At 56.1% G+C, this 23,517-nt stretch carries 22 protein-coding genes; 7 read left to right on the top strand and 15 right to left on the bottom strand.

Going from position 1 to position 23,517, the window contains the following annotated elements:
• Nucleotides 1–38: 38 nt before the first annotated feature.
• From ugpB to BM323_RS20235, 6 genes are all read right to left on the bottom strand, one after another.
• A complete protein-coding gene (gene ugpB, locus BM323_RS20210; protein WP_008109903.1) occupies nt 39–1,355 on the bottom strand; it encodes a sn-glycerol-3-phosphate ABC transporter substrate-binding protein UgpB in 1,317 nt (438 codons plus the stop codon).
• A gap of 230 nt (nt 1,356–1,585) precedes the next feature.
• A complete protein-coding gene (gene livF, locus BM323_RS20215) occupies nt 1,586–2,299 on the bottom strand; it encodes a high-affinity branched-chain amino acid ABC transporter ATP-binding protein LivF (protein WP_008109901.1) in 714 nt (237 codons plus the stop codon).
• A 1-nt stretch (nt 2,300) separates the two neighbouring features.
• Nucleotides 2,301–3,068: a high-affinity branched-chain amino acid ABC transporter ATP-binding protein LivG gene (livG, locus tag BM323_RS20220; RefSeq protein ID WP_008109900.1), complete on the bottom strand. Its 768-nt coding sequence runs from the start codon at nt 3,066–3,068 to the stop codon at nt 2,301–2,303.
• A complete protein-coding gene (locus tag BM323_RS20225; RefSeq protein ID WP_008109899.1) occupies nt 3,065–4,336 on the bottom strand; it encodes a high-affinity branched-chain amino acid ABC transporter permease LivM in 1,272 nt (423 codons plus the stop codon). The genes livG and BM323_RS20225 overlap by 4 nt, the downstream gene beginning before the upstream one ends.
• Nucleotides 4,333–5,259, bottom strand: a complete 927-nt coding sequence (livH, locus tag BM323_RS20230; RefSeq protein ID WP_008109897.1) for a high-affinity branched-chain amino acid ABC transporter permease LivH — start codon at nt 5,257–5,259, stop codon at nt 4,333–4,335. The genes BM323_RS20225 and livH overlap by 4 nt, the downstream gene beginning before the upstream one ends.
• 66 nt (nt 5,260–5,325) lie before the next feature.
• A complete protein-coding gene (locus tag BM323_RS20235; protein WP_008109896.1) occupies nt 5,326–6,453 on the bottom strand; it encodes a branched-chain amino acid ABC transporter substrate-binding protein in 1,128 nt (375 codons plus the stop codon).
• Nucleotides 6,454–6,855: 402 nt separating this feature from the next.
• On the opposite strand from BM323_RS20235, the gene panM reads away from it, so the two are divergent.
• Nucleotides 6,856–7,242 carry an aspartate 1-decarboxylase autocleavage activator PanM gene (panM, locus tag BM323_RS20240; protein ID WP_008109894.1) on the top strand — a complete coding sequence of 129 codons (387 nt, stop codon included), beginning with the start codon at nt 6,856–6,858 and terminating at the stop codon, nt 7,240–7,242.
• A 149-nt stretch (nt 7,243–7,391) separates the two neighbouring features.
• Here panM and rpoH read toward each other — a convergent pair whose 3' ends face one another.
• The 4 genes from rpoH to ftsY all read right to left on the bottom strand — a co-directional run bounded on the left by rpoH (nt 7,392) and on the right by ftsY (nt 11,581).
• Nucleotides 7,392–8,249: an RNA polymerase sigma factor RpoH gene (rpoH, locus tag BM323_RS20245; RefSeq protein ID WP_008109892.1), complete on the bottom strand. Its 858-nt coding sequence runs from the start codon at nt 8,247–8,249 to the stop codon at nt 7,392–7,394.
• Between the two features lie 239 nt (nt 8,250–8,488).
• A complete protein-coding gene (ftsX, locus tag BM323_RS20250) occupies nt 8,489–9,472 on the bottom strand; it encodes a permease-like cell division protein FtsX (protein ID WP_008109891.1) in 984 nt (327 codons plus the stop codon).
• Nucleotides 9,462–10,130: a cell division ATP-binding protein FtsE gene (gene ftsE / locus BM323_RS20255; protein WP_008109888.1), complete on the bottom strand. Its 669-nt coding sequence runs from the start codon at nt 10,128–10,130 to the stop codon at nt 9,462–9,464. Before ftsE ends, ftsX begins: the two co-directional genes overlap by 11 nt.
• A gap of 5 nt (nt 10,131–10,135) precedes the next feature.
• On the bottom strand, nt 10,136–11,581 hold the full coding sequence (gene ftsY, locus BM323_RS20260; protein ID WP_008109886.1) for a signal recognition particle-docking protein FtsY: 1,446 nt from the start codon (nt 11,579–11,581) through the stop codon (nt 10,136–10,138).
• 232 nt (nt 11,582–11,813) lie between these two features.
• On the opposite strand from ftsY, the gene rsmD reads away from it, so the two are divergent.
• Both rsmD and BM323_RS20270 read left to right on the top strand, forming a co-directional pair.
• Entirely contained in the window at nt 11,814–12,410 is a 597-nt protein-coding gene (gene rsmD / locus BM323_RS20265) for a 16S rRNA (guanine(966)-N(2))-methyltransferase (protein ID WP_008109884.1), read from the top strand.
• On the top strand, nt 12,400–12,669 hold the full coding sequence (locus BM323_RS20270; RefSeq protein ID WP_008109883.1) for a DUF1145 family protein: 270 nt from the start codon (nt 12,400–12,402) through the stop codon (nt 12,667–12,669). The genes rsmD and BM323_RS20270 overlap by 11 nt, the downstream gene beginning before the upstream one ends.
• Before the next feature lie 69 nt (nt 12,670–12,738).
• On the opposite strand, the gene BM323_RS20275 is transcribed toward BM323_RS20270, so the two are convergent.
• Nucleotides 12,739–13,095 carry a DUF2500 domain-containing protein gene (locus BM323_RS20275; protein WP_008109881.1) on the bottom strand — a complete coding sequence of 119 codons (357 nt, stop codon included), beginning with the start codon at nt 13,093–13,095 and terminating at the stop codon, nt 12,739–12,741.
• Between the two features lie 164 nt (nt 13,096–13,259).
• On the opposite strand from BM323_RS20275, the gene BM323_RS20280 reads away from it, so the two are divergent.
• Nucleotides 13,260–13,889 carry a lysoplasmalogenase gene (locus BM323_RS20280; protein WP_008109879.1) on the top strand — a complete coding sequence of 210 codons (630 nt, stop codon included), beginning with the start codon at nt 13,260–13,262 and terminating at the stop codon, nt 13,887–13,889.
• Between the two features lie 92 nt (nt 13,890–13,981).
• Nucleotides 13,982–16,258 carry a zinc/cadmium/mercury/lead-transporting ATPase gene (locus BM323_RS20285; RefSeq protein ID WP_091004261.1) on the top strand — a complete coding sequence of 759 codons (2,277 nt, stop codon included), beginning with the start codon at nt 13,982–13,984 and terminating at the stop codon, nt 16,256–16,258.
• On the opposite strand, the gene tusA is transcribed toward BM323_RS20285, so the two are convergent.
• Nucleotides 16,255–16,500, bottom strand: a complete 246-nt coding sequence (tusA, locus tag BM323_RS20290; protein WP_036649974.1) for a sulfurtransferase TusA — start codon at nt 16,498–16,500, stop codon at nt 16,255–16,257. The two genes, BM323_RS20285 and tusA, sit on opposite strands and share 4 nt — an antisense overlap.
• Before the next feature lie 193 nt (nt 16,501–16,693).
• Between tusA and BM323_RS20295 the strand changes: the two genes are divergently transcribed.
• A complete protein-coding gene (locus BM323_RS20295) occupies nt 16,694–17,359 on the top strand; it encodes a 7-cyano-7-deazaguanine/7-aminomethyl-7-deazaguanine transporter (RefSeq protein WP_008109874.1) in 666 nt (221 codons plus the stop codon).
• A gap of 239 nt (nt 17,360–17,598) precedes the next feature.
• Complete coding sequence (locus BM323_RS20300; protein ID WP_008109871.1) at nt 17,599–18,156, top strand: DcrB family lipoprotein; 558 nt, start codon at nt 17,599–17,601, stop codon at nt 18,154–18,156.
• Nucleotides 18,157–18,253: 97 nt separating this feature from the next.
• Here BM323_RS20300 and glgP read toward each other — a convergent pair whose 3' ends face one another.
• The 3 genes from glgP to glgC form a co-directional block, all read right to left on the bottom strand.
• Nucleotides 18,254–20,701: a glycogen phosphorylase gene (gene glgP, locus BM323_RS20305; RefSeq protein WP_008109869.1), complete on the bottom strand. Its 2,448-nt coding sequence runs from the start codon at nt 20,699–20,701 to the stop codon at nt 18,254–18,256.
• A gap of 21 nt (nt 20,702–20,722) precedes the next feature.
• The gene (glgA, locus tag BM323_RS20310) at nt 20,723–22,156 is read right to left on the bottom strand and encodes a glycogen synthase GlgA (protein WP_008109867.1); all 1,434 of its coding nucleotides are present in this window, start codon (nt 22,154–22,156) and stop codon (nt 20,723–20,725) included.
• A 65-nt stretch (nt 22,157–22,221) separates the two neighbouring features.
• Entirely contained in the window at nt 22,222–23,517 is a 1,296-nt protein-coding gene (gene glgC, locus BM323_RS20315; protein WP_008109866.1) for a glucose-1-phosphate adenylyltransferase, read from the bottom strand.

The raw sequence follows: 23,517 nt of genomic DNA on the forward strand, positions 1-23,517 counted from the left end.
CGAGGCGAACGCCAGGCGTCGGCCCCGAGATAACAGCGTTACTTCACTTGCTGCTCAAAACGGCGCAGCAGTTCGTTACCGCGTTTCACAGCGTTATCCAGCGCAGCTTGCGGCGCCTGTTTGCCGGTCCACACGCCTTCCAGCTCTTCGTCCACGATGGTACGAATCTGCGGCATGTTGCCCAGACGCATGCCTTTGGTGAACGGCAGCGGATCTTTGTTCAGCATCTGACGCGTAGCGATGTCCGCGCCTGGGTTCTTGTCATAGAAGCCCTGTTGCTTGGTCAGCTCGTACGCGGCGGTGGTGATCGGCAGATAACCGGTTTTCTGGTGCCATTCAGCAGCGATTTCCGGCTGGGCGAGAAACTTCATGAACTCCGCCGCGCCTTTGTAGGTGTTGGCATCTTTGCCTTTCATCACCCACAGGCTCGCGCCGCCAATGATGGCGTTCTGCGGTGCGTTCGGTACGGTTTCATCGTACGGCATCATGCCAACGCCGAAGTTGAATTTGGCGTAGTGTTTGATGTCGGCCAGCGAACCGGAAGACGCGGTGGTGATGCCGCAATCGCCGTTATAGAACTTGGCGGTAGATTCATCTTTGCGACCGAAGTAGGTGAAATCACCCTTCTTGTTCATCGCTTCCAGCATTTCGATGTGGCGCACCTGTACCGGCTTGTTGAATTCCAGCACCGCATCGGTGCCGTCAAAGCCGTTGTTTTTGGTGGCGACCGGCAGCGCATGCCAGGCGCTGAAGTTTTCAATCTGAATCCAGCCCTGCCAGCCGCTGGCGTAACCGCAGGTCAGGCCCGCTTTGCGCAGCGCTTCGGCGTCTTTCGCCAGCTCCTGCCAGGTTTTCGGTGGCTGATCCGGATTCAGACCGGCTTTTTTGAACGCGTCTTTGTTGTAGTACAACACCGGCGTGGAGCTGTTGAACGGCTGAGAGATCAGCTGGCCTTTGCTGTCGCTGTAGTAACCGGCAACGGCTGGCACGAACTGCTTCGGATCCATCTGCACGCCAGCGTCTTTAAACACCTGGTTGACCGGGACGATAGCTTTTGACGCCATCATGGTCGCCGTACCGACTTCATACACCTGCAGCAGCGCAGGCGCTTTACCGGAGCGCACCGCCGCGATACCCGCCGCTAAGCTCTGCTCGTAGTTGCCTTTGTAAGTCGGAACGATTTTGTAATCGGGATGAGCCTGGTTAAAACGTTGTGCCAGAGAATCAACTTCTTTGCCTAACTCGCCTTCCATTGAGTGCCAGAAAGGGATCTCAGTTGCAGCCAGCGCATTACCGCTGAGCGCCAGACCGAGCACTACACTCATCAGGCGGGGACGAAGCGTAAAAGCGGACATAAGGTTTTTCCTGTGCTGTTAAGTACGCGCGAATTCGCGCATTTTTTAGTTCGCGACGTAACATGACACGGGGAAATGACGGATTAATAACAGGTTTATGACGGGGATGTGACAGATAGGTTTTGTTCGATTGGGGTTTAGGACGGGGCAATTGAGCTGCTAAGGTAAAGGTCGCCATAAATGGCGACCCTACGCGATTTTGTAGGGTCGGCATTCATGCCGACCGCCGGTTATGCGCCGAGGTAAGCACTCCGCACCGCTTCGTTGGATAGCAATGCTTCGCCGCTATCCTCCAACACTACATGACCGTTTTCGAGCACATAACCCCGATCCGCCAGCTTCAGCGCCTGGTTGGCGTTCTGCTCGACGAGGAAGATGGTCATGCCCTCTTTACGCAACTGCTCAATGGTGTCGAAGATCTGCTGAATGATAATCGGCGCTAAACCCAGCGACGGCTCATCCAGCAGCAGCAAGCGCGGCTGGCTCATCAACGCGCGACCAATCGCCAGCATCTGCTGCTCACCGCCGGACATGGTGCCCGCGCGCTGCGCTTTACGTTCTGCCAGGCGAGAAAACAGCTGATACACGCGATCGATACGCTCCAGATACTGCTGACGCGTGGCAAAGAAGCCGCCCATCGCCAGGTTCTCTTCCACCGTCATGCGCGAAAACACGCGACGGCCTTCCGGCACAATCGCAATCGCTTCACGCATGATTTTCGCGGTTTGCCAGTCAGTGATCTCTTTACCATCAAAGGTGATGTTACCGCTGGTGGCGCGCGGTTCCCCGCACAAGGTGCCGAGCAGCGTGGTTTTACCCGCGCCGTTGGCACCAATCAGCGTGACGATTTCACCCTGATTGATGTGCAGATTAATGTTGTGCAGCGCCTGAATCGGACCGTAATGAGCGCTGACATTCTGCAAAGTTAAAATCGGGTTTGCCATGTTACGCCTCACCTAAATAAGCACGGATCACATCCGGATTGTTACGCACCTGTTCCGGCGTGCCGTTAGCCAGCGGCGTTCCCTGATTCACCACGTAAATGCGGTCAGAAATGCCCATCACCAGCTTCATATCGTGTTCAATCAGCAGCACGGAAACCTTGTGCTCACCGCGCAGTTCAGCGATCAGCTCATCGAGTTCGTGCGTTTCTCGCGGGTTAAGACCGGCCGCCGGTTCATCCAGCATCAGGATTTCCGGGCGCGTCACCATGCAGCGCGCAATCTCCAGACGACGCTGCTGACCATACGCGAGGTTGCCCGCCTGACGGTTCGCCAGATCCAGCAGGCCGATGCGGTCCAGCCAGGTTGCTGCGCGATCCAAAGCTTCGCTCTCACCGCGACGGAAAGCCGGGGTTTTGAATAGGCCGGAGAACACGCCGCTTTTCAGGTGCTGATGCTGAGCCACCAGCAGGTTTTCAATCACCGTCATTTCACGGAACAGACGCACGTGCTGGAAAGTCCGCACGATGCCCATGCGCGCAATCTTCTGGCCTGGCAAACCTTGCAGCTGCTGATCGCGCAGTTTGATGGTGCCGCCGGTCGGTTTGTAGAAACCGGTCAGGCAGTTGAACACCGTGGTTTTACCGGCACCGTTCGGGCCGATCAGCGAAACAATTTCCTGTGGATGCAGCTCAAGCGCCACATTGTTGACGGCTAACAGGCCGCCGAAGCGCATCATCAGGCCTTCAACGGCTAATAAAGGCTGACTCATGCCTGCTCTCCTTGTTTGCTGCTTTTCAACTTCAGATGCGGACGCTTCATCGGCAGCAAACCTTGTGGACGCCAGATCATCATCAGCACCATCAAACCACCGAGCACCAGCATGCTGTACTCGTTCAAATCACGCATCAGCTCGCGCGATACCACCAGCAGAATCGCCGCGAGGATCACCGCCAGTTGCGAACCCATGCCGCCTAACACCACAATCGCCAGCACAAAGGCCGACTCGACGAAGGTGAAGGATTCCGGGCTGACGAAGCCCTGACGCGCCGCGAACAGCGTGCCAGCGAAGCCGGCGAACACGGCGCTGATGGTGAAAGCAGTAAGTTTGATGCGCGTCGGGCTCAGACCGAGCGAACGGCAGGCGATCTCATCTTCACGCAACGCTTCCCACGCGCGGCCCAGCGGCATACGCAGCAAGCGGTTAATAACAAATAGCGTCAGCACCACCAGCAGCAGCGCCACCAGATAAAGGAAAATCACGCGGTCGCTGGGATCGTATTTCAGGCCGAAGAAGTCATGGAAAGTGCTCCAGCCGCCTTCACTGACGCGACGACCAAACTCCAGACCAAACAGGCTTGGCTTGGGAATTTGCGCGATGCCGTTCGGACCACCGGTGATCGCGGTGTTATTTAGCAGCAGGATACGCACGATTTCACCAAATCCTAGCGTCACGATCGCCAGATAGTCTCCGCGCAAGCGCAGCACCGGGAAGCCGAGCATCAGGCCAAAAGCACCGGCGACTAAACCGGCCAGCGGCAGGCTTTCCCAGAAACCAAAACCGTAATAGTGATTCAGCAGCGCGAAGGTGTACGCGCCGATGGCGTAGAAACCGCCGTAGCCCAGCACCAGCAAACCAGATAAACCCACCACCACGTTCAACCCGAGCCCGAGCATCACGTAGATCAGCGTCAGCGTGGCGATATCAACGCTACCGCGCGAGACCAGAAACGGCCAGATGACGGCGGCGGCTATCACCAGCGCCATCAACAGCTTCTGCTTTGGCGTCGATCCATCAAAACCCGGCAGGACAAAACCTTTGCCGCTGCGTTTGAATTTACCCTGCACCAGCGGACGCAGCAGCTGGAAGACAAATACCACCGCACAACCAATGAAAATCCAGTTCCAGCGCACCGCGCCCGCGTTGGCGACCACCAGTTTGGTGCCGTCCAGATCGAGGCGCACGCCCATAAAGAAGGTCGCGAGAATCAGCAACATCACCGTTGAGATCACGGCGTTGACCAAACCGAGGCGTTTCATACTTTCTCCACCTCCGGACGGCCAAGAATCCCGGTTGGCATCACCAGCAGCACCACAATCAGCAGCGCGAAGGAGACCACATCTTTATATTCTGTCGAGAGATACGCCGAGGTCAGCGCTTCCGCAATGCCCAGCACCAGGCCGCCAATCATCGCGCCTGGAATACTGCCGATGCCGCCCAAGACTGCAGCAGTGAAGGCTTTCATCCCGGCCATAAAGCCGATGAACGGGTTGATGGAGCCGTAGAATTGACCGAGCAATACGCCCGCTACCGCCGCCATCGCCGCACCAATAATGAAGGTGAGAGAGATAACGCGGTCGGTGTTGATGCCCAGCAGGCTGGCCATTTTCAGGTCTTCTGCGCAGGCGCGGCAGGCGCGGCCCATGCGCGAATAACGGATAAACAGCGTCAGCGCCAGCATCGACAAGAAGGTCACCACCCAAATCACCAATTGCATGGTGGAGAGCGTGGCAGCAAAGCCGTTGCTCTCGCCCAGCGTCCACTGACCGGTGATCAGGCTTGGCAGCGCGAGATCGCGCGAGCCTTGCGTCAGGCTGACGTAGTTCTGCAGGAAGATCGACATACCGATCGCGGAGATCAGCGCGATCAGGCGCTTGGACGAACGCACCGGCTTATACGCCACGCGTTCGATGCTCCAGCCATAGGCGCTGGAGATGATCACCGCCATCACGAAACCGGCGGCGATCATCAGCCACGAGGTATCGATGCCCATCATCATCAGGGCGGCAATCACGATAAAGGAGACATAGCTACCGATCATGTACACCTCGCCGTGGGCGAAGTTGATCATGCCGATAATGCCGTAAACCATGGTGTAACCGATGGCGATCAGCGCGTAGGTGCTCCCGAGGGTAACCCCGTTGAACATCTGCTGAATGAAATAGAGAAACTGCTCGGACATAGTGAGGACCTGCTCTGGAGCTGAATAATTCCCTCTCCCGCGCGCGGGAAAGGGAATTTTGGGGGATTACTTAACTGCGGTAGAAGAGCCGTCTTTGTGCCATTTGAAGACACCAAATTCGAAGCCTTTCAGATCGCCTTTCTCATCCCAGTTCAGGTTGCCCATCACGGTTGGAACGGCAGCACCTGCTTTCAGGTTCTTAGCAATCGCATCGGGCTCATCGCTCTTGCTGCGCTCGATACCAGCCACCAGCGACTGAATCGCCGCGTAGGTTGTCCAGACGAACGGACCGGTAGGATCTTTGCGATTCGACGCGGTGTTGGCTTTGATCGCATCAACAATCGCTTTGTTCTCTGGCAGCTGGTCGTAGCGCTTCGGCAGCGTTACAAACAGGCCTTCAGAAGCATCACCTGCGATGTTAGACAGAGAAGCGTTGCCCACGCCTTCCGGGCCCATGAAGCCGGCATTCAGGCCAGCGGATTTTGCCTGACGCAGAATCTGACCCAGCTCCGGGTAGTAACCGCCGTAGTAAACGAAATCGACGTTCTCTTTCTTCAGGCGCGCAATCAGCGTGGAGAAGTCTTTATCACCGGCAGTGATACCTTCAAACAGCACTACATTGCCGCCTTTGGCTTTCAGGGTTTTCTGCACGGATTCCGCCAGACCCTGACCATATTGCTGCTTGTCATGCACCACAGCGATACGTTTTGGTTTGATGTGGTCGAGGATGTAGGTCGCCGCCGTTGGGCCCTGATCGGAATCCAGACCGGTAGTACGCAGCACGTCAGCATAGCCACGCGCAGTCAGTTCTGGCGCGGTCGCGGCTGGGGTGATCATCAGCACGCCTTCGTCGTTATAGATGTCTGAAGCAGGCTGAGTAGAGGAGGAGCACAGGTGGCCGATAACGTATTTAATGCCGTCGTTAACCACTTTGTTGGCAACCGCAACCGCTTGTTTCGGGTCACAGGCATCGTCATATTCCACGCCAACCAGTTTGTCACCGTTAACGCCGCCTTTGGCGTTGATGTCCTTAATCGCTTGCGCGGCACCGGTAAACTGCATGTCACCGTACTGCGCGACCGGACCGGTTGATGCGCCTACGATGGCAATTTTGATGTCTTTCGCCAGCGCCGCATGGCTCATCGCCAGGGCAACGCAGCCCGCCAGTAATGCGCGTCCTTTACTCATTTTCATGCGAACTTCCCCATCTGTTGTGTCGTGTTTGTTGTGATTGTTTATTTTCTGCCAGTCAAAGAGGAAAACTCATTCTGCAATAATGGGTTAGCACGCTTTTCTGGCATTTATAGGTAATAAGGCTTTATTTTTCAGGTTATTAAACAGGAACTTTCTTCTGTAAATCAACTGACATATTCAGAATTGGCTGAGTGGATCAGCAGAATCGTCTGGTTGTTATGGCCGATTTTTCAGCAGGATACCAGCGCGTTATGCTGGCTTTTTCGGCTATCGTTGATGGCTTACTCCACAATTCTGGCAAACTGGCTGGCATTTGACCTATTTTCATCAGAAAAAAGTGACAGCGCTCTGACTGTCTAAATTCGCTACACTATCGCCTTTGCACTAGTACAGGTATTAGGTATGAAGCTGACAATCCAGCGCTTAGCATCGTTAACCGCTCAGGATCGGATCGATTTAGCTAAAGTCTGGCCGGAAATCGATATTGTGCAACTGGAAGCGCAGCTCAACGACACGCAGCGTCTGTATGCGGCGCGTTTTAACGACAGATTGCTGGCGGCGCTGCAGCTGACCATCAGCGGCACGCAGGGGAAGATCACTCATCTCAACGTGCGTGAAGTCACGCGTCGACGTGGCGTGGGTCAATACTTGCTGGAAGAGACGATGGCGCAGAACAGCGCGTTAGCGCATTGGTGGATTGCCGATGATGGCGACGCCGATCAGGGCGTGCGCGCGGCGTTTATGCAGGCTTGTGGTTTTCGTGCGCAGGCTGATGGTTGGGTGCGCTGAAGGGATTTCGTGCGGTTGGTGAAACGGTGCGCATAAATGCGCACCCTACGAAACCCGCGCCGTTCGTAGGGTCGCCATTCATGGCGACCGATTCGCGCGCAATAAAAAGGGCGACTTAAAAGTCGCCCCATTTTTCCACCCGATCGCTATCAGGCTTCAATCGCCACACGCAGTTTCTTCATGGCGTTCTTTTCCAACTGACGCACGCGCTCTGCAGAAACGCCGTATTTGTCGGCCAACTCCTGCAGCGTGGTTTTGTTGTCATCGTCCAGCCAGCGGGCACGGATAATGTCCTGACTACGCTCGTCGAGGCTCAGCATCGCATCGCTCAGCTTATCAGCCGCATGTGCATCCCAGTTGTCCTCTTCGATGCCATCGGCAAAGTCAGAGGTTTTATCCTGCAGATACAGCACTGGCGCCATTGATTTGCCTTCTCCTGCTTCGTCATCAGACGACATGTCGAAAGTCATATCCTGCGCGGCCATGCGCGATTCCATTTCCAGCACGTCTTTGCTGCTCACGCCCAGCTCGCGTGCGACCATTTCCACTTCGTCCTGGTTGAACCAACCGAGACGCTGTTTGCTTTTACGCAGGTTAAAGAACAGCTTACGCTGAGCTTTGGTGGTCGCGACTTTCACAATACGCCAGTTACGCAGCACGTATTCGTGAATCTCTGCTTTAATCCAGTGCACGGCAAACGACACCAGACGCACGCCGACTTCAGGATTGAAGCGACGCACCGCCTTCATCAAGCCGATGTTACCTTCCTGAATCAGGTCTGCCTGCGGCAAGCCGTAACCGGAGTAGTTACGAGCAATATGAACAACAAAGCGCAGGTGAGACAGGATCAGCGTCTTAGCTGCATCCAGATCGCCCTGGTAATGCAGCCGCTCAGCCAATGCTTTTTCCTCTTCTGCCGTCAGCACCGGCCAGTTGTTGGCAGCCCGGACGTAAGATTCCAGGTTACCCAGAGGAGCAATCGCTAAAGTTTGCATTTCTTTGGTCATTCAAACCCTCACAAATTCAATGGACTTGCTGCACGGTATTTTGCGCAGACGCTACATTATGTCAACGTCACGAGAAAACCAGAAGCAATCTGTGCTACTTGGACGACAAAGTTATCCACAAGTTCAATTATAGCAGTGAATATTTTACACACAGATGACGGCGGGGGAAATAGGAGAATTCCTCTGCTCCCAGGTCGTCGGCAGCAGAGGAAGAGTATATCAAAAAACGTTGCTTTTGGTTACTGCGGCGTAAAACGGCGTAAATGTTGTACCGTTGCCAGCCAGGCAGCAATCCAGCCGATAATGGCGGCGATCAGCAGTAACAGCAGCCCTTCGTCCCAGGAAAAACCTTCCAGCACAAAGGTGGTACCGAATACCGTTGCCACTTGCGCCACTACCGATTGCAGGCGCAACACCAGCACCTCGGAGAGCAGCAGCGACAGCACCGCGCCACCAAAGCCTAACAGCGCACCGCCATACAGGAAGGGACGCAGGATAAAGCCGTCGGTAGCACCAATCAGCTTCTGCACGTTAATGGTATCGCGCCGCGCAAAGATGCTGAGCCGCACGCTGTTGCCGATCACCAGGAACACCGCGACCACCATCAGCAGGCCAATCATTGAGGCAATCTGCCCCACCAGCCCGGTTAACGCCGCTAAACGCGCGAACCAGCTGTCATCCATGCGCACTTCATCAACGCCCTGCACTTTCGCAACGCGATCGCGCAGATTCGCCATGGTGTCCGAATTCTGGAAATTGAGTTTTGGCGTGATGATAGCCACCGCCGGCAGCGGATTCTGCTCCAGCATGTCCATCGAACCACCAAAACCAGACCAGTTGCGGAACTCATTCAGCGCTTCTTCGCGGGTCAGGTAATTGACGTTATCCACGCCGTCGAGCTGCTTAAGCTGCGCGGTGACGTTCTCCGCTGCGGTATCATCCAGCGCTTTATCCAGATAAACCGTTAACTGCGGCGCGGGATACCACTGCGTCGCCGCCTGGCTGACGTTCTTCCACACCATGTAGCACACACTCGGCAGCGTCAGGGAAATAGCGATCACCATTACCGTCAGTAGCGTCGCCAGCGGCTGACGCCACATATCCGACAGCGTGCCACGCAGCGCATAGCGCCACTGTTCCTGCCAGCCGCCTTTCAGCGCCTTGCTTTTAGAAGGCTGCTTCGCTTTCGGCGCAGGCGCGCGCTTGTTGCGTTTATTGACCATCGTGGCCTCCGTGCAGACGTCCCTGATTGAGCGTCATCACGCGGTAATTCCGGCGTGCAATCAGCCCGACATCGTGCGTTGCCATTAACACCGTGACGCCAACGCGGTTGAACTCTTCGAACAGGCGCAGGATGTCTTCCGACAGCGCGTTGTCGAGGTTACCGGTGGGTTCATCCGCCAGCAACACCGCAGGCTTGTTCACCACCGCGCGGGCAATGCCGACGCGCTGTTGTTCACCGCCAGAGAGCTGAATCGGATAGCTTTTCGCTTTGTCGAGCAGGCCGACTTTATCCAGCGCTGCCGACACGCGACGACGAATATCTTCGCCGCTGGCCCCGGAAATAATCAGCGGGATCGCCACGTTGTCGTAGACCGAACGATCCATCAACAAATGGTGATCCTGGAAAATCATGCCGATCTGACGTCGCAGGAAAGGCACTTCGCTGTGACGCAGACGCGAAATATCGTGGCCGCTAAACCAGATCTGCCCGGCGCTCGGGCGCTCAATGCCACAAATCAGCTTCAGTAAGGTACTTTTCCCCGCGCCGGAATGGCCGGTCAGGAACGCCATTTCACCGGGACGCAGATGGAAATCCACTCCCTGCAGCGCCTGACGTCCACCCAGGTAAGCTTTACTGACCTCTTCAAAGCGAATCATCCCAATCATTCCTCTCGGGCAAACAGTGCCTCAATAAAGTCTGCGGCCTTAAACGGCCGTAAATCCTCGATGCCTTCCCCAACACCGATATAACGAATCGGAATGCCGAACTGATCGGCAACCGAGAAGATCACGCCGCCTTTTGCGGTGCCATCCAGTTTCGTCAGGGTGATGCCGGTCAGGCCCACCGCTTCATGGAACAGTTTGGCCTGGCTGATGGCGTTTTGCCCGGTGCTGGCGTCGAGCGTCAGCATCACTTCATGCGGCGCATCTTCATCCAGCTTCTTCATCACGCGGGTAATTTTCTTCAGCTCTTCCATCAGGTGCGATTTGTTCTGCAGGCGACCAGCGGTATCAGCGATCAGTACATCCACATTGCGTGACTTGGCGGCCTGAATGGCGTCAAAAATCACCGAGGCAGAATCTGCGCCGGTATGCTGCGCCACCACAGGAATGTTGTTGCGCTGGCCCCAAACCTGCAGTTGCTCAACGGCTGCGGCACGGAAGGTATCACCCGCTGCCAGCATCACCGATTTGCCCTGCGCCTGATACTGTCGCGCCAGCTTACCGATGGTGGTGGTTTTACCCACGCCGTTGACGCCCACCATCAGGATGACGAAGGGCGTTTTGCCACCCACTTCCAGCGGCTGATCCACTTTTTCCAGAATGCCGGACATTTCAGCTTTCAGCAGGCCATACAGCGCTTCGGCATCGCGCAGCTGCTTACGATTAGCCTGTTGTGTCAGATTGGTGATGATGCGGCGCGTGGTCTCAACGCCGACGTCGGCAATCAGCAGCTGCTCTTCCAGCTCTTCAAACAGATCGTCATCGATTTTCTTACCACGGAACAGGCTGATAAAGCCCGAACCGAGATTTTCACGGGTTTTAACCAGGCTGCGTTTCAGACGGGCGAAAAAGCCCTCTTTGGTAGGACGCTCCTGCTCCTGCGCAATCATCGGCGCAGCAGCCAGCGGCAGATCGCTCACGGTATCCTGCGTAGCTTCGGCTAGCTCGGCATCTTCCGCATAGGTTTCCGCTAACGCCAGCGCTTCCAGTTCTTCATCGGTTAAAGGCGCTTCTTCATCCAGTTCTGGCTCATCAAGCGCCAGCTCTTCCAGCTGCGGCTCTTCTTCAATCGGTGCCACATCCGGCTGCGTTATCTCTTCCGGCAGCACTTCTTCAACGATTGCGGTAACCGGCTCAGGTTCATGCGGCTCGATAACCGGCTCTTCAATCAGTTCCGGTTCAACCTGCTGCTGTTCCGCCACCTGCTCGGTGACGGCGACGGTTTCGACAGCCTGCGCTTCGGCGCGATCGAGCGCACTCTCTTCAACGGCAGGCTCAGCCACCACCTCGGTGGTTTGCTGCTGCTCTTCAGCAGGTTGTTGCGTCTCTTCTTCTTTGCCAAAGCCTAACCAGGAAAAAAAGCCGCGTTTTTTCTCTTTTGCCATTGTGTGACCCTACTCCTCGATGGCTTATTCCCGGTAGCACGCTTGTTCCCAGGGGATAAAATATTCAATTTTAAGCGGGTGAGCGGCGTAAAAATCAGGTAATTACGCGCACTATACCAACTCAGTAGTCTAACACTTTCCAGCCAGCGCACCACAGCACCCTTTTTTAACGTTTCTTCTGCCCGCTACGCCCGTTAAACTACGCAACAAATTATGACGAGTTGTGAGCGAAATGAGTAAATCCCCCCGCAGCAGCAGCGCTGGCCAGATCCGCATCATTGGCGGTCAGTGGCGCGGCCGTAAATTACCGGTGCCGGATAGCGCAGGTCTGCGCCCCACCACCGATCGCGTACGTGAAACCCTGTTCAACTGGCTGGCACCGGATATCCAGGAAGCGCGCTGCCTCGATTGTTTCGCCGGCAGCGGCGCGTTAGGGCTGGAAGCGCTGTCTCGTTATGCGGCTTCAGCCACGCTGCTGGAGCTGGAGCGTTCGGTGGCGCAACAGCTGTCACAGAACCTGCAAACGCTGCGTGCCACGCAGGCCAAGGTGGTGCAAACCAACACGCTGCAGTGGCTGAGTCAGCCGGGCGAGCCGTTTGACGTGGTGTTTGTTGATCCGCCGTTCCGTAAAGGGTTGTTACAGGAAACGTTGACGCTGCTGGAGCAGAATGGCTGGTTAGCGGCTGAAGCGCTGATTTATGTCGAGAGTGAAGTGGAAAACGGCACGCCCGTAGCACCCGCGAATTGGGATTTGTACCGCGAGAAGATTGCCGGTCAGGTGGCTTATCGCCTTTATCAACGTCAACAGGAGACGCACGATGTGGCTTAATTTGGGACGTTTGCTGATGATTTGCGTCTGGGCCTTTTTACTGCTCAATCTGGTGCAACCTTTCCCAACGCCGCTGCGCTATTTCGTTCACGTGGCGCTGTTCTTTATGGTGATTATGCACGGCCTGCAGCTGGTGTTGCTGCGCGCAACCCAGCCGAAGGACGCCCCGAAACTGAGCGGCGTAACCCAGGCGAAGATCTTCTTCTTTGGCGTGTTTGAGCTGCTGGCGTGGCAGAAAAAGCATTATCCGAAGATGTAGTTTCGTGCGGTTTGTGACCAGGTCGCCATGATTGTGCGGTTTGTGGCCAGGTCGCCATGAATGGCGACCCTACGGAGCCGGGGTAAAACTTACGAAACGCGTGCCCTTCATCTTCAACTCGCCCTTCGCGCCCTTATCGATCTGGTGATACTCGTTCGCGTTCACCGTCACTTTAATATCGCTGGCACCGTTCAGCGGATGGAACCAGGCTTCATACTTCATATCTTCCGCCACAATCTCTTCGCGCTGACGTGAACGGCGATTGGGCGACGGAAATTCGCGTTTGGTTTTCACTTCCACGCTCAGCGAGCGCACCGGCGAGGCATCGTTCACCGCCGTTTCGCGGCGCTGTTTAATAAACTGACGGGTCGCCAAAACGGCAATAATGGCCAGTACGATGAAAAAGATTAGCGGTGGTTTGCTCATGATTTATCTCGTGCTTTGCGTTAATTCGGAACGGGTAAAGACGACAAAGCATACAACCAGAGTCGGCTGATTGTCACATTTGGCGGCGGTAACTTACACTGAGAGGGTGATTTTGGGAAAATTCATCAAACTGGCGGACATTTCGTCCAGAAAAGGGAGAAAAAATGCTTTGGTCTTTCCTTGCCGTACTTTTTTCCGGCTGGCTCTACGTCGATGCTTCATACCGCGGTCCGCAATGGCAACGCTGGCTATTTAAACCTGTCACCTTGCTGTTGCTCGTTGCCTGGGCGTGGCAAGCTCCAACTTTCAACACCACCGATTATTTGATTCTGGCCGGTCTGGTCGCCACGCTGGTGGGTGACGCGTTAATGCTGTTGCCGCGTCAGCAAATGCTTTATGCGCTGGGCGCGTTCTTCCTGTCGCATCTGCTATACACCATCAGTTTTGCCGCGCACATGACCATGAGTTTCTTCTGGCCGATTCCTCTTACCTTCCTGATTATTGGTGTGATTGTTATCGGGATTCTGTGGAGCAAACTGGAAGATTTGCGCTGGCCGATCTGCACCTTAATCGGCATGACGCTGGTGATGAACTGGATGGCAGCGGAGAACTACTTCTTCCGTCCAACTGACTTCAGCTTCTCGCTGCTGGTGGGTGCCGCGTTGCTGCTGTTAGCCAATATTGTCTGGTTTATCTCGCATTATCGCCGCCGTTTCAGCGCCGATAGCGCCATCGTTGCCGCCTGCTACTTCGCCGGTCACTTCATGATTGCGCGTTCACTGTGGCTCTACTGAAGATAACCTCACCTTCCGCTTGACTCTGGAGTCCACTCCAGAGTGTAGCATTAGGGCGCGGGCATCAGCCCGCCCCTGATTCCGGAGGTTATATGCATCAACATGCTCACCCTTGCCGCTGTGGCAAATCTCACCGTCAGCCGCAGCCGCTGTGCTCAATTCGCAGCATAAAACCCGCAACATTAAAAATCTCCGCGGCGCAGCCCGCTACATCAGACAGCGATTGCGGCTGCTGTGACAGCGACAGCGGATCGCCCGGCGGCGAAAGCGACGCCGAAAGCGACAGGCCCGCGCTCACCTCACACCAATTCCGCTGGCAGATTGCGGGTATGGATTGCCCCAGCTGCGCGCGTAAAATCGAAACCGCCGTGCAACGGGTACCGCAGGTTCAGCAAGCACGAGTAATTTTTGCCAGTGAAAAACTGGTAGTCGATGCCGACCAGGATATTCGCGCCACCATCGAGCAGGTGGTGAAAAATGCCGGCTTCACGCTGAGCGCCAGCGATTCCTCATCGCCTCCACAACCTGAAAGCCGCTGGCAGGAAAATGCCGGTTTGCTGCTGCTTGGCGTACTAATGCTCGCCAGTTGGCTGCTGAGCCAGTTTTCGCCGCTTTGGGGCGATCGCCTGTTTATCGCCACCACGTTGATTGGTTTAGCACCGATTGCCCGCAGCGCCTGGAAACTGCTGCGAAGCGGTTCGCCGTTCAGCATTGAGATGTTGATGACCATTGCCGCCGCCGGTGCGCTGGTGATTGGCGCGCACGCCGAAGCCGCGATGGTGCTGCTGCTGTTCCAACTGGGAGAACGCCTCGAAGCTTACGCGGCGGCACGCGCGCGCAAAGGCGTGACGGCACTGATGGCGCTGCGTCCTGATACCGCCACGCGCATCAACGGCACGCAGCGGGAAAACGTCAGCTTAGAGGCGCTGCAACCCGGCGATGTGATTGAAGTGGCGGCCGGCGGTCGTTTACCGGCCGATGGCGAACTGCTACAGGCCAGCGCCAGCTTTGATGAAAGCGCGCTAACTGGCGAATCGCTGCCGGTGGCGCGTGAGCCTGGCGAACAGATCATGGCCGGTGCCACCAGCCTTGATCGTTTGGTGACGCTGAAAGTGATCTCCCAGCCCGGCCAAAGTGCCATTGACCGCATTCTGCAACTGATTGAGGAAGCCGAAACCCATCGTGCGCCGGTTGAGCGTTTTATCGATCGCTTCAGCCGCATTTATACGCCTGCCATTATGCTGCTGGCGATGCTGGTGATGGTGCTGCCGCCGCTGCTCGGCTTTGGCGAATGGTTGCCGTGGATTTATAAAGGGCTAACGCTACTATTGATTGGTTGCCCGTGTGCGCTGGTGATCTCTACGCCTGCCGCTATCACCTCCGGCCTGGCCGTCGCCGCGCGTCAGGGCGCGCTGATCAAAGGCGGCGCGGCGCTGGAGCGTCTCAGTCGTGTGAGCATGATGGCGTTCGACAAAACCGGCACGCTGACCGCCGGTAAACCGCTGATCAGCCACATCCAGCCCTTTGGTGCGATGGCGGAAGACAATCTGCTGAGTATCGCTGCCGCCGTTGAACAAGGTTCCACCCATCCGCTGGCGCGAGCGATTGTCAGCGAAGCCGAGCGTCGCGCGCTCACCATTCCACAAGCTGCACAGCAACAAACGCTGGCCGGCAGCGGCATTCGTGCCGCGATCGCTGGCGTAACCTATCAGCTGCTGACGCCGCGCGAAGTCGGCCATCTCGATGACGCACAGCAACAGCAGATTGCTGAATTGGAAGCGCAGGGCCAAACCGTGGTGCTGCTGTTACAAGAACAGCAGGTGCTGGGCGCGTTAGCGTTGCAGGATCAGTTGCGCAGCGAAGCACTCAACGCGCTGGCTGAGCTGCAGAAGCTTGGCGTGAATAGCGTGATGCTCACCGGCGACAACCCACGCGCGGCCGCCGCCATTGCGGCTGAACTCAACATCGATTATCGCGCGGGTTTGCTGCCCGCTGATAAAGTTGAAGCGATAAGAACGCTGGGCGCACAGCAATCACTGGCGATGGTTGGTGATGGCATTAACGATGCGCCCGCCATGAAAGCCGCCACCATTGGCATTGCGATGGGCAGCGGCACCGATGTGGCGCTGGAAGCGGCGGATGTGGCATTAACGCAAAACCAGCTGGCGATTCTGCCGCGCACCATTGTGCTGGCACGTCGTACGCGCGCCATCATTCGTCAGAACGTGGCGCTGGCGTTGGGATTAAAGGCGATTTTTCTGGTCACCACGCTGCTCGGCTTCACCGGTTTGTGGCTGGCGGTCTTAGCGGATTCTGGTGCCACCGCACTGGTGACAGCCAACGCGCTGCGCTTGCTGCGTCAGCGTTAGGCGCCTTTTTTAATCAGAAACTGGTACGGCAGGCTTTCGGTCTGCTGTGCCAGCAACTCATGCTCCATAAAGCGGCAGAAACCGGGAATATCGCGCGTGGTGGCGGGATCGTCAGCAATGATCAGCAAGGTTTCACCGGCCTGCATGCTGCGCACGGTTTTACGCACCATCATTACCGGCTCCGGGCAGCGCAGGCCAAGGGCATCAAGCTGATGGTCTGGCGCAGAAAAGGGATCGCTCATGATTCTCTGTCAGTTGTTAGTGATGGGCGCTCATTCTAGCGCGCGAATGAGCCAACGCAAGGCGATAACGATTGCGTTAAAATTAACCATTGCATAAATTGCGCAACGCGTTAAGATGCCGCCGATTTTTTATTTACCATCGTGCCAACGCGCGAACCTGGGTTCCCTCACCCCATCACTAAAAAGGCTTACAATGATCAACTTCTCTGCACGTCAGCGCATGCATGCGCTGTTTTGGCTATCGCTTTTCCATCTGCTGGTGATCACGTCCAGTAACTATCTGGTACAGCTGCCGGTTTCCATCTTCGGCTTCCACACCACATGGGGCGCGTTTAGCTTTCCGTTTATTTTCCTCGCTACCGATCTGACCGTGCGCATCTTTGGCGCGCCGCTGGCTCGTCGCATTATTCTGGCGGTGATGATTCCTGCGCTGGTGATCTCCTACATCGTTTCCTGCGTGTTCTATCAGGGCGAATGGCAAGGTTGGGCATCACTGGAAGAGGTGAATCTGTTTGTTGCACGTATCGCCTGCGCCAGCTTTATGGCTTATGCGCTGGGACAGATTCTCGACGTCCACGTTTTTAACCGTTTGCGCCGTTTATCGCAGTGGTGGATTGCCCCAGCGGCAGCGATGTTCCTCGGTAATATCAGCGATACGTTGGCCTTCTTTTTCATCGCTTTCTACAAGAGTCCAGACCCGTTTATGGCGGCACATTGGGTCGAAATCGCACTGGTGGATTACAGCTTCAAAGTGCTGATCTGCATGATCTTCTTCCTCCCAGCTTACGGCGTACTGCTGAATGCCATGCTGAAGCGCTTAGCCGAACGTTCCGCGCAGCAGCAGATCAATTTCGGCTAATTGCACATAGACGAAACGCTACCGCACGCTAAGATTTCCTGACATACCGGCGGTTGCTTTTAACCGCCGATTCCGTTTTTATAGCCGTCATACTTCAAACGGCAGATGCGTTGGTTGCACGCGTTCACCCAATCACTTACTCATGTAAGCTCATGGGTTCACGCGCTTACCGCCTTTCTGCCGCTTGAATTATTTAGGCTATAAACCTAAACGACTGGAATCATGTAAAAGGGAAAAGAATGCGTAACGTAATGAAATATGTGGGTATTGGCCTGTTGGTTATCGGCCTGGCGGCATGTGACCAGAAGAAAGATGATGCGGCAGCGAACAGCAACGGTGCGAGCGCCAGCCAGTCGGCCCAGACGGTTAACCTGATGGACGGCAAGCTGAGCTTCTCACTGCCTGCGGGCATGTCTGACAAGAGCGGCAAGCTCGGCTCTGAATCCACCAACATGCACGTCTATGCCGACGAAACCGGTCAGCGCGCGATTATCGTGATTGCCGGCGATCCAACCAACGAAGCGCTTGATGCGCTGGCACAGCGTCTGGAACAGCAGCAGCGCGGTCGCGACCCACAGCTGCAGGTGGTGTCTAACAAAGCGGTAACGCTGAAAGACCAGCCGGCACAGCAGCTGGATACGGTGATTTCTGCCAACAATCAGACCTCATGGTCTTCGGTAATTCTGGCGAAAGTGGACGGCAAACTGCTGACACTGCAGATTACCTTGCCAGCGGATAACCAACAGCAAGCACAGAGCGATGCTGATGGCATTGTGAAAAGCATCACGTTGAAGTAAGCCTTAAAACGGTCGCCATGAATGGCGACCCTACAAATGGCTCAATGCGGTTTTCGTAGGGTCGCCATTCATGGCGACCTGGTTTGCAATCCCCGCCTTACAATCTCACTGGCGAAATGTGCCAGATCTCATCCGCATACTCCTGAATGGTGCGGTCCGACGAGAAATAACCCATATTGGCGATATTCAACGCCGCGCTGCGTTGCCACTTATCCGGCTGACGATAAAGCTTGTCCACCTTGTCCTGCGTATCCACATAGCTACGGTAATCCGCCAGCAGCTGATAGTGATCGCCGAAGTTCACTAGCGCATCAAACAGATTACGGTAGCGCCCTGGCTCCTGCGGGCTGAACACGCCGCTGGCGATTTGCGTCAGCGCTTGATGCAGCTCGGGATCGTCCTCGTAATACTTACGCGGGTTGTAACCGTCGGTGCGCAGCTTCTCGACCTGCGGCGTGGTGTTGCCGAAGATAAAGATATTCTCCTTGCCGACATGCTCCAGCATCTCAACGTTTGCGCCATCCAGCGTGCCGATAGTTAACGCGCCGTTCAGCGCAAACTTCATGTTACTGGTACCCGACGCTTCAGTTCCCGCCGTTGAAATCTGCTCGGAGAGATCCGCCGCCGGAATGATGATCTGCGCCAGGCTCACGCCATAGTTCGGAATGAACACCACCTTCAGCTTGTTCTTCACCTGCGGATCGTTGTTGATCACATTGGCGACATCGTTGATCAGGTGAATGATGTGCTTCGCCACGTAATAGGCCGAGGCCGCTTTACCGGCGAAGATATTAACGCGCGGCACCCATTCTGCGCTGGGATCGGCCTTGATGCGGTTGTAGCGCGTAATCACATGCAGCACGTTCAGCAGCTGACGTTTATATTCGTGGATACGCTTAATCTGCACATCGAACAGCGCATGTGGCTCAAGCACGATATCCATGTTCTTCGCCACCCAATCCGCCAGACGTTTCTTGTTGGCGAACTTGGCGTCGGCGATCTGTTCGATAAAGGCCGGATAATCGACCTGCGTGGACAGTTCATTGAGCTGGCCGAGATCGGTTCGCCAGTTGCGGCCAATCGCCTCATCCAGCACGTCGGAGAGCGCCGGATTGGCCAGCGCCAGCCAGCGACGTGGCGTCACGCCGTTGGTTTTATTGCAGAAACGGCCAGGGAACAGACGCGCGAAGTCAGCGAACAGCGATTGCACCATCAAGTTGGAATGCAGCTCCGACACGCCGTTTACCTTGTGACTCACCACCACCGCCAGCCACGCCATGCGAATACGGCGGCCATCGTTTTCGTCGATGATCGAGATACGCGACATCAAGTCCCAATCATCCGGATAGTATTCCTGGATAGTTTTGAGGAAGTAGTCGTTGATTTCAAAGATGATGCTGAGATGACGCGGCAGGATCTTGCCGATCATATCCACCGGCCAGGTTTCCAGCGCTTCGGTCATCAGCGTGTGGTTGGTGTAGGAGAACACCTGACAGGTCACTTCAAAGGCATCGTCCCAGCTGAATTTCTGCTCATCGATCAGCAGACGCATCAGTTCCGGAATGGCCAGCACCGGATGCGTATCATTGAGGTGGATGGCAATTTTGTCTGGCAGATTGTCCCAGGTTTCATGCATCTGCCAGTGACGGTTGAGAATATCCTGCACCGTCGAGGAGACGAGGAAATACTCCTGACGCAGACGCAGCTCGCGCCCCGAATAGGTGGAGTCATCGGGATAGAGCACGCGTGACACATTTTCCGAGTGGTTTTTATCTTCTACCGCAGCAAAGTAATCGCCCTGATTGAACTTACCGAGGTTGATTTCGTTACTGGCCTGCGCGCCCCACAGACGCAGCGTGTTGGTGGCATCGGTATCAAAACCGGGAATGATTTGATCGTAAGCCATCGCCACGATCTCCTCGGTTTCCACCCAGCGTACCCGCGCGCCTTCATGTTGCAGGCGGCCACCGAAGCGCACTTTGTAGCGCGTGTTAAAGCGCTGAAACTCCCACGGATTGCCGTATTCCAGCCAGTAATCCGGCGATTCGCGCTGTTGCCCATCAACGATGTTCTGCTTAAACATGCCGTAATCGTAACGGATGCCGTAGCCGCGCCCCGGCAAACCGAGCGTGGCGAGCGAATCGAGGAAGCAGGCCGCTAAACGTCCCAAACCGCCGTTGCCGAGACCCGGATCGTTCTCCTCTTCCATCAGCTCGCTGAGGTCGAGTCCCATCTCCTCCAGCGCCTGATTGAGATCCTCATAAATGCCCATCGCCAGCAACGCGTTGCCGAGCGTGCGCCCCATCAGGAACTCCATCGACAGATAATAAACCTGTCGCACATCCTGCGAGAGCTGCGCGCGGCTGGAGCGCAGCCAGCGTTCCACCATGCGATCACGCACCGCCAGCAGCGCGGCGTTGAGCCACTCATGCTTATTCGCAATCGATGGATCTTTACCAATAGTAAACATCAGCTTATAGGCGATTGAGTGCTTCAGCGCATCAACCGTCAGCGTGGGTGAGGCATAGGTGAAAGGTGCATTCATATCAAGTATCCCAATCTCTCATTACAGCAAACGTTGATAAAGATCGCGGTAGGCTTGTGCTGCCACCTGCCAACTAAAATCCATCCCCATCGCCTGCCGCTGAACGTAGCGCCAGAGTGCAGGACGAGACCACAGAACAAATGCGCGCCGGATCGCCCGCAGCAGCGACCAGGCATTACTGTCTTCGAAAGTGAAACCGCTGGCGACGCCGTCCGCCAGGTTCTCAAGCGAGCTGTCTTGCACCGTATCCGCCAGTCCGCCAGTGCGGCGCACCAGCGGCAGCGTGCCATATTTCAAACCGTACAGCTGGGTTAAGCCGCACGGCTCAAAACGGCTCGGCACCATAATCACATCCGCGCCGCCGACAATGCGGTGCGAGAAGGCTTCGTGATAACCAATCTGTACACCAACGCGGCCCGGATGTTCAGCTGCCGCCGCAAGAAAACCTTGCTGCAGCTCCGCATCGCCCTGACCGAGCAGCACCAGCTGTCCACCCTGCGCCAGCAAACCCGGCAATGCTTCCAGCACCAGATCCAGCCCTTTCTGTTTGGTCAGACGGCTGATTACGCAGAACACCGGCGCTTTATCATCCACCTTCAGGCCCATGGCAATTTGTAGCTGGCGCTTGTTCTCCGCTTTGCTCTCCAGCGTTTCGCTGTCGTAGCGCGCGGTGAGCAGCAGATCGTGTGCCGGGTCCCAAATGCCCGGATCGACGCCGTTCAAAATCCCGCTCAGCCGCCCTTCACGCAGTCGCTGCTCGAGCAGCGCTTCCATGCCGTAACCAAATTCCGGTCGGGTGATCTCCAACGCGTAAGTCGGGCTGACCGCCGTTATATGATCGGCATAAAACAGGCCCGCCTTGAGGTAAGAAATTTGCCCGAAGAACTCCAGTCCATGCATGTCGAAGAAGGCGCGCGGAATCTGGATCTCATCCAGATGACGCGCAGAAAACAGTCCTTGATACGCCAGGTTGTGCACGGTGAACACCGTTTTCGCCGGACGACCGCGCGCGGCGATATAGGCGCAGGTTAAGCCCGCATGCCAGTCATGTGCGTGCACGATATCTGGCTGCCAATCCGTATCTAACCCGCTGGCAATCTCGGCGCCCATCCAGCCCAGCAGCGCAAAACGCAGATAGTTATCCACGTAAGCAAACTGCGAGGTATCGTGATACGGGCTGCCGGGACGTTCATACAATCCCGGCGCATCGATTAAATAAATACCAACGCCGTTAAAATGTCCAAAAAGTAAGCGTACCGGCCCAGCAAAAGTTTGCAACTCCGCCAGGACCTCAGTATCAGGAATTCCTTTACGCAGATCCGGATAGGCGGGAATCAACACCCGCGCATCCGTACCATCGGCTATTTGCGCCTGTGGTAATGCACCGACGACATCAGCCAGTCCGCCGGTTTTCAACAGCGGGAAAAGCTCTGAACAGACATGTAAAACCTGCATCCTGAACCCCTATTATGTGACCGCTCGCGTTCCCCGCGGCGATTGCCTGTGTGCTTGTTCGTGACCTAGTTCCCTGCTGCGCCAGCCAATTTGGCCAGCATGGCGCGCGTCACCAGTACGATGCCCTCTTCTGAACGGTAGAAACGACGGCTGTCTTCATCGGGGTTTTCGCCAATGACCATGCCTTCTGGCAGCTCGCAGGCGCGATCGATCACGCAGCGACGCAGACGACACGATCGGCCAACCACCACATCAGGCAGCAGCACTGCGGAATCAATATTGCAAAACGAGTTGATGCGAATGCGCGGGAACAGCACCGAGTTCACCACCACCGAACCGGAGATGATGCAACCGCCCGACACCAGCGAATTCATTGTCATGCCGTGGCTGCCGGATCGATCCTGAACAAATTTCGCCGGCGGCAGCGGCTCCATGTGAGTACGAATCGGCCAGCTGTGATCGTACATATCCAGCTCGGGCGTGACCGACGCCAAATCGAGATTGGCGCGCCAGTAAGCTTCCAACGTCCCGACGTCGCGCCAGTACGGCTCGGCGTTTTCGTCAACCTGCACGCAGGAGAGCGTGAAGGAGTGCGCATACGCCTCGCCGCTGGCGACGATTTTCGGCAGCAGATCTTTGCCGAAATCGTGGCTGGAGTCGGCCACTTGCAGGTCTTCTTCCAGCAGCTGATAGAGGTAATCGGCGTTGAACACGTAAATGCCCATGCTGGCCAGCGCTCGGCTGTCATCACCCGGCATTGACGGCGGCTTCGGCGGTTTTTCGACAAAATCGACCACGTTGTTTTCCGCATCCACCGCCATCACCCCAAACGCCGTGGCTTCGGCCAACGGCACCGGTAAGCAGGCGATGGTGCATTTCGCGCCGCGATCGACATGGTCGAGCAGCATGCGCGAGTAATCCATTTTGTAGATGTGATCCCCGGCGAGTATCACGATGTACTGCGCGTTGTAGCGGCGAATAATGTCGAGGTTCTGCGTCACCGCATCGGCCGTGCCGCGATACCAGTGTTCGGTAGCGGCACGCTGCTGCGCCGGCAGCAGATCGACAAACTCGTTCATCTCTTCGTTGAACAGCGACCAGCCGCGCTGGATGTGCTGCACCAGCGTATGTGACTGATATTGGGTGATCACGCCGATGCGCCGAATGCCCGAGTTGATGCAGTTGGACAGTGCAAAGTCGATGATGCGGAACTTGCCACCGAAGTGCACGGCAGGTTTGGCGCGTTTCGCGGTGAGATCTTTCAGGCGCGTACCGCGCCCGCCAGCAAGGATCAGAGCGACCGTTTGTGTAGGGAGCTGGCGCGCCAGCATCAGATGATCTGTTCTATCTAATTTCACCAT

Origin of the sequence: Pantoea sp. YR525 (genome assembly GCF_900116775.1) — a bacterium.
GTDB lineage: Bacteria > Pseudomonadota > Gammaproteobacteria > Enterobacterales > Enterobacteriaceae > Pantoea > Pantoea symbiotica.

Bases quoted from the DNA above. Each gene is read 5' to 3' on its own strand.
- ugpB (WP_008109903.1), bottom strand. From the start codon at position 1,355: ATGTCCGCTTTTACGCTTCGTCCCCGCCTGATGAGTGTAGTGCTCGGT.
- livF (WP_008109901.1), bottom strand. From the start codon at position 2,299: ATGGCAAACCCGATTTTAACTTTGCAGAATGTCAGCGCTCATTACGGT.
- livG (WP_008109900.1), bottom strand. From the start codon at position 3,068: ATGAGTCAGCCTTTATTAGCCGTTGAAGGCCTGATGATGCGCTTCGGC.
- BM323_RS20225 (WP_008109899.1), bottom strand. From the start codon at position 4,336: ATGAAACGCCTCGGTTTGGTCAACGCCGTGATCTCAACGGTGATGTTG.
- livH (WP_008109897.1), bottom strand. From the start codon at position 5,259: ATGTCCGAGCAGTTTCTCTATTTCATTCAGCAGATGTTCAACGGGGTT.
- BM323_RS20235 (WP_008109896.1), bottom strand. From the start codon at position 6,453: ATGAAAATGAGTAAAGGACGCGCATTACTGGCGGGCTGCGTTGCCCTG.
- panM (WP_008109894.1), top strand. From the start codon at position 6,856: ATGAAGCTGACAATCCAGCGCTTAGCATCGTTAACCGCTCAGGATCGG.
- rpoH (WP_008109892.1), bottom strand. From the start codon at position 8,249: ATGACCAAAGAAATGCAAACTTTAGCGATTGCTCCTCTGGGTAACCTG.
- ftsX (WP_008109891.1), bottom strand. From the start codon at position 9,472: ATGGTCAATAAACGCAACAAGCGCGCGCCTGCGCCGAAAGCGAAGCAG.
- ftsE (WP_008109888.1), bottom strand. From the start codon at position 10,130: ATGATTCGCTTTGAAGAGGTCAGTAAAGCTTACCTGGGTGGACGTCAG.
- ftsY (WP_008109886.1), bottom strand. From the start codon at position 11,581: ATGGCAAAAGAGAAAAAACGCGGCTTTTTTTCCTGGTTAGGCTTTGGC.
- rsmD (WP_008109884.1), top strand. From the start codon at position 11,814: ATGAGTAAATCCCCCCGCAGCAGCAGCGCTGGCCAGATCCGCATCATT.
- BM323_RS20270 (WP_008109883.1), top strand. From the start codon at position 12,400: ATGTGGCTTAATTTGGGACGTTTGCTGATGATTTGCGTCTGGGCCTTT.
- BM323_RS20275 (WP_008109881.1), bottom strand. From the start codon at position 13,095: ATGAGCAAACCACCGCTAATCTTTTTCATCGTACTGGCCATTATTGCC.
- BM323_RS20280 (WP_008109879.1), top strand. From the start codon at position 13,260: ATGCTTTGGTCTTTCCTTGCCGTACTTTTTTCCGGCTGGCTCTACGTC.
- BM323_RS20285 (WP_091004261.1), top strand. From the start codon at position 13,982: ATGCATCAACATGCTCACCCTTGCCGCTGTGGCAAATCTCACCGTCAG.
- tusA (WP_036649974.1), bottom strand. From the start codon at position 16,500: ATGAGCGATCCCTTTTCTGCGCCAGACCATCAGCTTGATGCCCTTGGC.
- BM323_RS20295 (WP_008109874.1), top strand. From the start codon at position 16,694: ATGATCAACTTCTCTGCACGTCAGCGCATGCATGCGCTGTTTTGGCTA.
- BM323_RS20300 (WP_008109871.1), top strand. From the start codon at position 17,599: ATGCGTAACGTAATGAAATATGTGGGTATTGGCCTGTTGGTTATCGGC.
- glgP (WP_008109869.1), bottom strand. From the start codon at position 20,701: ATGAATGCACCTTTCACCTATGCCTCACCCACGCTGACGGTTGATGCG.
- glgA (WP_008109867.1), bottom strand. From the start codon at position 22,156: ATGCAGGTTTTACATGTCTGTTCAGAGCTTTTCCCGCTGTTGAAAACC.
- glgC (WP_008109866.1), bottom strand. From the start codon at position 23,517: ATGGTGAAATTAGATAGAACAGATCATCTGATGCTGGCGCGCCAGCTC.